We start from the raw sequence: 7,957 nt of genomic DNA, 5'->3' as shown, positions 1-7,957 counted from the left end.
CGGACCAGGCATCCGCGCTCAGCCGTCGTCGCTTCATCGTCTGCATCGTCTGCATCGCTCACTCCAGTGGTGGTTGACCTGGAGCGGCATTGTCCGCACGCGCGAATAGATCGGAAGAACGCCTCGGAGTTAACGCTTACTCTAAAGCTGGCTTCTAAAGCTCGGTCTTCGAGTGTCGCCTCGCACGGTAGCGAAGTACATGCCGCGACCGGCGCCGGGTCGGCCGAGGGGAGGTCAGCGGTGGTCGGCCTTCCTTCGCAACCACGCGCGGGCTGTCATCGCCTGTGATTTCCTTGTGGCGGTGACCAGCACGTTCCGAGTGCTGTACGTGCTTGTCGTCATCGAACACCACAGCCGCCGACTCATCCACTTCAACGTGTCAGCGCATCCGACGGCGCAGTGGACGCGGCAGTAACTGCGAGAGACGGTGGGATGCGAGGATGCCGAGCAACCGTCACGTCACCGAGTGAGGCCCTGCGCTGGCCTGTGTTCATGGCGAGTGGAGCTGCCGCAAGGCACGTAAGTATGCTGCCGATAAACGGGGGAATCTCAAGAACTAGAGACGTGCGCGCAGTCCGACGTACGCGCTCCACAGTGGATCTGCCTCGTCCGCCGGAATCTCAGCGAAACAGGTTGCCATCGTATCCCGGAGGATTTCGGCGAGCGCAGGCCAGTGCTCGGCCATCATCGGTACTAGCGTCGCCAACCTGTGCACGCTGTCCTTCAGGCTGCCTCGTCGACACAGTGCCCATGCAAGTTCCATTGTGAGCGTTGCGTCCTCGGCGGCCTGGCCATTGCAACCGACCGCAAGCATCGGTTGAGGATGAATGCTGCGCAGTCGCGTCATCCAAGTGAGGAGCGATGCCTGGAGAGCTGCCTGAGTCTTCTCATCGAGATGCGGCAGGATGCTGCTGAGTGTGAGCAGTATGACACGCGAGTCCGCTTCGGGGCCGGGAGGTGGAAATGGAAGCGTGCGAATGTACTCAGAAAGGCGCCGACAATCGTCCGAGGGAAGCCATTCAAAGCCGATCATGTGCAGTACGCTCCAGGCATGCACCGAAGTAAGGTCGGTTTCGATTCCGGAGATCGTTTCGAGCCGAAACTTATCTCGGGTTGCCGCGGTGAGGGCAGGAACAGTATCCGTTGCACTAATGTTCGCAAGCCATTCCGGCGTGTCCTCGGATAAGAAGGATCCGAGACCGTTTGGACCGTGGCGACGGTCCTCGAACAACCCGCGGACTGGCAGGCGGCTATGCGGGTGAACCTGCGTGAGGACGCTTTGTAATGCTTCGCGAACCGATTCCAGGCCGATGGGCACGCGCTCGCCGAATGCCGCAGTCATACCGGCAACCAGCAAGGCGGGCCCATTCATCCGTCGAGGGGCGGCGATGTCACTTTCATACGCAGCGTCGAAGATGAGGGCAGCCTGGACCGACTTCGGGTGAAACTTCTGGAATCGCTCTATCAGCAGCGAGGCTGACGTTCCGTGCGTGCGGAACGTCGATAGCACGCGGTCGGCGTGACTCCAGACGCAAGCGAGCCGCTGAGCGACGGTAAAGGAAGGCCAGCTTCGGTCGCGTTCTGCGGCACGCTCTGCCCATGCCAAGAGCGCCGCCAGGGCTTCCGTCTGCTCGCCCCATTGTCCCAGCGCATTAGCGAGCATGGTCAAGCACTCGCTGTCCGCTTCCTCAGTTCGTCGAGCAGCGAGCAACTCCGTTGCGCGCAGGATCGACATGGGAGTACTTCCAGGCCCCGTGAGTCGTTCGATGAGGCGACGTTGGCGTTGTTCGTCCAATTGGTCCCACGTGACCCAGAGGGCAGGCGGAAGGCGGGTCGGTAGTCCTTGCCACCGAATGAGTGCATCCTCTGGAGTGGTCCGGATTAACAGCGCTCGTGCAGATGCGTCCCAATCGATGGTTCCGTCCGCCGTTGTCATCAGTGCCAAATAGGCAACGTACTTCTCTGGGCTCGCAGGCAGCAGCACGTCCGCAGCGAAGCTCGGTGTCGGATGCTGTGCAAGTAGCCTCTCAAGCTGCGCGTAGCGGCCGGCAACCATCTGATCGCGAGCCTGCGTGTAGGCACGTAGGCGTATCGCAGGTGACGTGGGTTCTGCAATCTCGCGCAGGAGCGTCTTTGCCTCAGCTTCGGAGCAGTCCGAAAACCACGGCTCTTGTGCCAGGAACGCATGTCGATCCTCAGCGCGCGATGCCAGCAGAGCAAACTCAGGGAACGCGAGAGAGTGGGCTTGTCCGGCACCGCGAATCTCGATCACCTCTGCGGATGCGTGAACCTCATACTGGTTGCTCGTGATGGACTCCAGGCGCGTGTCGGCGCCCTGCCAGGCGCATGCGAGTGCCTCCCAGAAGTGATTGGCCTCGAAGGAAATTGTTTCGATCTTCACGTGTCGGTTATCAGAACGTAGGGACCCCGCCGACATCGATTTTCTCAAAACCATTCCCCCCCGCTAGGGTGAAGATTTCTCAGAACCTTTCCCCCCCTCTGAGGGGCAGTTTCTCAAAACCTTTCCCCCTCCCGCGCCGGACGTGACGCATCTGCGATCCTCCCGGTCTCGGCCGTACCCGGCCGTGGCCGGAGGAGGAACGCCATGGCGTATCGCGAGGTCACGACAGTGGAAACGAAAGAGGTGCTACGGCAATGGTTGGCAGGCGCCTGCCATAAGCGCATCGCGGCGCGGCTGGGACTGGACGTGAAGACGGTGCGCCGCTACGTGCGGGCGGCACAGTCGCTCGGTCTGAGCCGCGAGGGCGGCGAGGTCACGCTCACCGAGGAGCTCGAAGCGACGTTGCTCGCGTCGCTGCATGCGCAGTCCGGCCGTCCCCGTGGGGAAGCCTGGGAGCGCTGTGAAATGCACCGTGATCGGATCGCGCAGTGGCTTGCGCAAGGACTGCGGTTATCGAAGCTACGCAAGCTGCTGCTGCGTCATGGCGTACAAGTTCCCTACGCGACGCTGCATCGCTTCGCGGTCCTCGAACTGGGCTTCGGCCGTCGCGCGGCGACGGTGCCAATTATCGACTGTGCGCCAGGCACCGAACTGCAGGTCGATACCGGTTGGATGGGCTCGCTGGAGCCCGACGTGTTCGGCAAACGTCGGCGCTTCCGCGCCTGGATCTTTACCGCCGTCTACTCGCGCCACCGCTTCGTCTGGCCGTGCTTGCACGAGACCACCGCGAGCGCCATCGAGGCTTGTGAGCGGGCCTGGCTGCACTTCGGTGGTGTGTTCCGCGTTCTGCTGCCGGACAACACCAAGGCGATCGTGACGCAGGCCGATCCGCTGGATGCACGGATCAACGAAACGTTCCTTGAGTATGCACAGGCGCGCGGCTTCGTGGTTGATCCGGCACGTGCTCGCCACGCTCGCGACAAGGGCCGAGTCGAACGCGCGGTGCCGACCGTGCGCGATGACTGCTTCGCCGGCGAGACGTTGCACACGATCGACGAAGCTCGATCACTTGCCGCGCATTGGTGTCGACAAGAGTACGGACTGCGGCGCCACACACGCACGCAGCGCCTGCCGCTCGAGTGCTTCGAGGCCGAGGAGCACCCTCACTTGTTACCTGCGCCGACGCTGCCCTACGAGGTGCCGTACTGGTGCGAGCCGAAGGTTGGACGTGATCATCTCGCGCAGGTTGCCAAGGCGCTCTACTCATTGCCCACACGCTATATCGGCAAGTATTTGCGCGCCCGAGCGGATCGCGTCCTGGTTCGCTTCTATGACCAAGGCATGCTGATCAAGACGCATCCGCGCAAGCCGCCAGGCGATCGCTCGATCGATCCGAATGACTTCCCTGCGTACAAAAGCGCCTATGCGATGCGTGACATCGCCTTCCTTGAGCGCCAGGCCTTTGAGCATGGCGATGCCATCGGACGCTTCGCCCATCAGCTGCTCGAAGGACCGTTACCGTGGACACGCATGCGCCGCGTGTACGCGCTGTTCGGCTTGGTGCGCCGATACGGCGCGACCCGCGTCGAGGAGACTTGCAGCGTGGCGCTCGAGGCACAGATGTATGACGTGCGTCGGCTTGATCGCATGTTGCAGATGGCCGTCGTTGCATCACCGAGCACGCCATCGACACCGCCGACTGCCGTTCCGCCCGCGCGCCATCTGCGGCCCGCGAGCCAATACGCGCTCCCGCTCGGTCACGCGGGCGCACTGATCCGGAGGACCTCACCATGAGCACGACCGATCTCATCTCACCCGATCTGAAAACGGTATTGCGACGACTGAAGCTCTCGCCCATCCTCGATACGCTGCCCGAACGACTCGCAATGGCTCGCCAGCAACACAGCGCTCATCAAGACTTCCTGTTGCTGGTGCTGGCCGATGAAGCCGCGCGCCGCGACAGTCTCGCCACGTCGCTGCGCGTACAACGCGCACGCCTCGATCCGGCGATGCAACTGGAGCTGTGGGACAGCACCGCGCGCGTGACCTATGATCAGGCGCTGTGGCAGGAACTGGTGTCGCTGCGCTTCCTCGAGCAACACAAACATCTGATCATTGCCGGTCCAGTGGGGGTCGGCAAAACGTTCTTGGCGCACGCCCTCGGCCACATCGCCTGTCGTCACGGGCACTGCGTACTCGCAGTGCGCGCCGACAAGATGCTCAAAGCGCTCAAGCACGCACGCCTGGACAACTCCTATGAGGCCGAACTGCGTAAGTTCCTCGCCGTCGACCTCTTGATCGTCGATGACTTCGCTCTGGACAGCATGGATGCCGTGGAGAGTCGCGACGCCCATGAAATCATCACCGAACGCCACCGCGCCGGCTCCATGATCTTCACGGCCAATCGTGGCCCGGACGAATGGCTCGCGATGTTCGCCGACCCGATGCGCGCCCAGAGCGCGATCGATCGGCTCACTGGCAACGCCTACGATCTGGTGATCGAAGGCGAGTCGTATCGGCAACGACTCAAGCCGCACGTATCGTCATCGTCACGTTCGCGTACAGGCACTGCGGCCCGCCCCGATGCACCCAAGAATCGGGGCTCCTAGACAACGTTCGGAGTGTTCACGCACACTGGAAAGCGTCCGCCGGGGAAGGGGGGAATGATTTTGAGAAACAGGGGTCCCTTCCTTATGAGAGCCGACACACCAAATCGCGAAGTGGAGGGTTCGTCGCCGCGAGAAATTCAGGGACCGACAAGACTGCATCACGTAGTGGCTCTGGCAGGTCTTGGACGAAACTCAATACGAACGTGCGGAGGAAATCGCTGCCTATCTCCGCCGGAATGTCTGCGGTGTCAACCTCGAGAATATCTCTGATCAAATACCCTGAAAGCTGAACTGCGGTACGGTTGAGCGTAGCCGAGTCAGCGCTCTCGCTGAGATCGGCCGAGCGAGACATGAGCCATTCAAAATACACCTTGCGTGGCGAGTGGCCCGGCGCATCGAGGGCTTTGGTGGGCAGCGAGAGGCCCACGGCGAGATAGAGAAGCAGGCACATCCGATGCAACTTTGCGCGCCCGTCCGAAGACTTGTCTGCGGGCAGCCGAGTGAAGTGCTCCGCTCGGAGTGCTTCCCAAATCCAATCTGAAGCGGCGATTTGCCAATCGCGCGCCACGTCTGGCGCTTTCCAGAGGAGTTCCAGCGACTCGCGTGAGAGTCGGAAAGCTTCAATCAAGCAAGGACGTTCGGGGACTGGTTTACCCGGCACGGCGGGTTCATCGAGCCGCAAATCGCTTTCTAACTCGAGTAGCCGATTGAAGTTCACGCGCAGATGTTGAAGTGAGGCGGTTTCGGTTACGCCGTGAGCGCCGAATGGCGCATCGCGGAGGTGCCGCAGGACTTCCTCGGCGCAAACGGGAAGGACCTGGATGCTTGACGCGCGCATCCGGCCGAGCAGGTGATAGAAACTCGTTTCATCCAGGTGTTGCTTGCTGGCGAGGTGGCGCAGGACTTCGAAGGTGCTGACGATCGGGTTGGCGTTGACGTAGGTGTATGAGGTGAAATATCGATCATCGATCCACACCCATGCATCCACGGTTTGTGGAATCTGGAGCAGTTCGAGAACCGGTGCGGAAATCGGATCGTTCAGGAGCGCATGGTTGCGACCACTGCCCGCGTTCGTGGGCTCTCGTAGGATACGGTAGATCCCGCGAGTGATGCCGTCTGCAAGGCGTCGGCGCACGCTTGCCAAGCGCTGCGCGACGTTAATGCCCATCCGCAGGTGCTGGACCTCCGCGCGGCATCGGGATTGATGCTCCTCCTCGATGAAGATAGCGAAGCGCGACTGGAGTGCCGGAAGAAGGCCAGCTTCGACAACCACATCGATCGTATTGGCCTCAAACACGAGCTGGTCGATCTGAGCGGCGTCTGGATTTGGTTCGTGGGGCGGATAGCTCGAGGTTGTATCACGTAGCTCTCTGGCCCGTGCTGGGCTGATGCCGCCGCGCCGAACCAGTTCGTCCAAGAGTTCCCCCAACGTGATCTGCGGGGCAGTGGCCGTTTCCGAGCGTTCAAACCGTACGAGCGCAGATCGCTCGGGCGGCACGACGTTGGGTACCCACACGCGGAGCGCCCCTTGATCGACCTGGTCAAGCACTCGAGTCATGACCTCTAAGCGGCTCGGTTGCGATGGATACGCGCGCTGCTCCAGAAACTGCAGAGCAGATGGAAGCGAATGTGGAAAAGCGAGCGTGACGCCGCTGTGGTCCAAAACCTCCCACAAGTCGAGTTGATCGATCGTCAGAACCGCCGTGACATCGAGGTAGAGAGTGCGTAAGTCTGGCGGCGTCGATTCGGCGAAGAACTCGCTCGGACGATTGCCGCTTCGGATGAACAAATCGGGGACCGAGCCATCGTTGGTAAAGGCGCCGGCCCAGACGATCGCCAGGTTGGCGCGAATCGCGGTGACGAGCACGTGAATGGGTGCCTCGCCGCGTCGATACCGACGGCCCATCTCAATGTTGGTTTCTTGCTGCTGCCGAATGAACTCCGCGACCTCGTCCAGTGAGGCGGCCCGCAGCTGGATCTGTCTTGCCGCGGTCTCGTTCGTCTGCACGCGCCCAAGGAATTCACTTGCTTCTCGATCCAGTCCCAGTCGCCAGCTCCAATCCAGCACTGCCGCGCTGTGAGTTAGGCTGTCATCACGTGCCATGGCCATGAGGAGCAGTGTGCGGGCCAGGCCGCGCTCTTCGGTCGAAATGCCGGGGACCCAACGCATCAGCTCTTGCGCCGTCCAGTTGCGCGTGGGAAGCAGCTCACGCAGATGCGGAACTGCCCTCGCAATGTCACCCGTATGGATGAGCAGATCCACGAGTAGCGCGCGGTCTCGGAAATCGCCGGTTCGCTGCGCCAACGCGTTTGCGATCGGCAGCGCGGTGGGCAAGTCGCCTCGCTTGGCCGCTGCGTACGCCTGGAGTCTTATGAGCTCCTGGGGCAAGGCCTTATGAGGGAACAACTGCTGATTTTGCTCGAGCACTTGCTGCACGCGTTCGTATTGCTGGTCGTGATAGAGCGCGTACGCCGCCAATCTCACGGCTTCAGCGTTCGCGACCTCTTGCACGAGTCGATCCGCGTATGCAGCGATCGGTGCCCACTGTTTTCGCCCGGCCAGGATGCGGCAGGTCATGTAGATCACATCAGGACGGTCAGCGATCTTCCCGAGCACGTCCTGAACGATGGCGAAATCACCGCTGAGGCGTGCGGCCTGCAGGGCAGCGTCCAATCGGTCCAATGTGTCAGTCGCAGAGGTCGGGGCACGTTTGCGCGAGCGTGACTGTGCAATGCGAGCGGACCAGCGTTGGACGACTGCCATGCCTTGCGTGTCGCTGAAACGTGAACCATGGCGCCCCAGAATGGTGAGCACGCTCACGCTTTTTGAAGCACATCCGACCACGCATTTTGAGGTTCGTTCCGGTTCCCGTTCCCGCACGCTGTAGAGAGCGCCGGAACGGGAACAGGAAGATCGAGTGGGTTTGTATGGAAGTGCGTGACGCTG

General features: G+C 61.7%; 4 protein-coding genes. 2 read left to right on the top strand and 2 right to left on the bottom strand.

Annotation, left to right across the window (positions count from 1 at the left end; all coding sequences use genetic code 11):
- Nucleotides 1-556 precede the first annotated feature (556 nt).
- The gene (locus VGE08_RS17830; protein WP_331069265.1) at nt 557-2,455 is read right to left on the bottom strand and encodes a hypothetical protein; all 1,899 of its coding nucleotides are present in this window, start codon (nt 2,453-2,455) and stop codon (nt 557-559) included.
- A 150-nt stretch (nt 2,456-2,605) separates the two neighbouring features.
- Between VGE08_RS17830 and VGE08_RS17825 the strand changes: the two genes are divergently transcribed.
- Nucleotides 2,606-4,195 carry a Mu transposase domain-containing protein gene (locus VGE08_RS17825; RefSeq protein WP_331069264.1) on the top strand — a complete coding sequence of 530 codons (1,590 nt, stop codon included), beginning with the start codon at nt 2,606-2,608 and terminating at the stop codon, nt 4,193-4,195.
- On the top strand, nt 4,192-5,010 hold the full coding sequence (locus VGE08_RS17820; RefSeq protein WP_331069263.1) for an ATP-binding protein: 819 nt from the start codon (nt 4,192-4,194) through the stop codon (nt 5,008-5,010). Before VGE08_RS17825 ends, VGE08_RS17820 begins: the two co-directional genes overlap by 4 nt.
- 82 nt (nt 5,011-5,092) lie before the next feature.
- Here VGE08_RS17820 and VGE08_RS17815 read toward each other — a convergent pair whose 3' ends face one another.
- Nucleotides 5,093-7,825 carry a hypothetical protein gene (locus VGE08_RS17815; protein ID WP_331069262.1) on the bottom strand — a complete coding sequence of 911 codons (2,733 nt, stop codon included), beginning with the start codon at nt 7,823-7,825 and terminating at the stop codon, nt 5,093-5,095.
- Nucleotides 7,826-7,957 lie beyond the last annotated feature (132 nt).

It is taken from the genome of Steroidobacter sp. (assembly GCF_036406195.1).
In the GTDB taxonomy this organism is placed as follows: domain Bacteria; phylum Pseudomonadota; class Gammaproteobacteria; order Steroidobacterales; family Steroidobacteraceae; genus Steroidobacter.
Note: the sequence above shows the minus strand (reverse complement) of the source record. Positions and strands in the feature narration are given on the sequence as shown.

Excerpts from the sequence above, each read along its gene's own strand:
- VGE08_RS17820 (WP_331069263.1), top strand. The coding sequence starts at position 4,192 with ATGAGCACGACCGATCTCATCTCACCCGATCTGAAAACGGTATTGCGA.
- VGE08_RS17825 (WP_331069264.1), top strand. The coding sequence starts at position 2,606 with ATGGCGTATCGCGAGGTCACGACAGTGGAAACGAAAGAGGTGCTACGG.
- VGE08_RS17830 (WP_331069265.1), bottom strand. The coding sequence starts at position 2,455 with ATGGTTTTGAGAAAATCGATGTCGGCGGGGTCCCTACGTTCTGATAAC.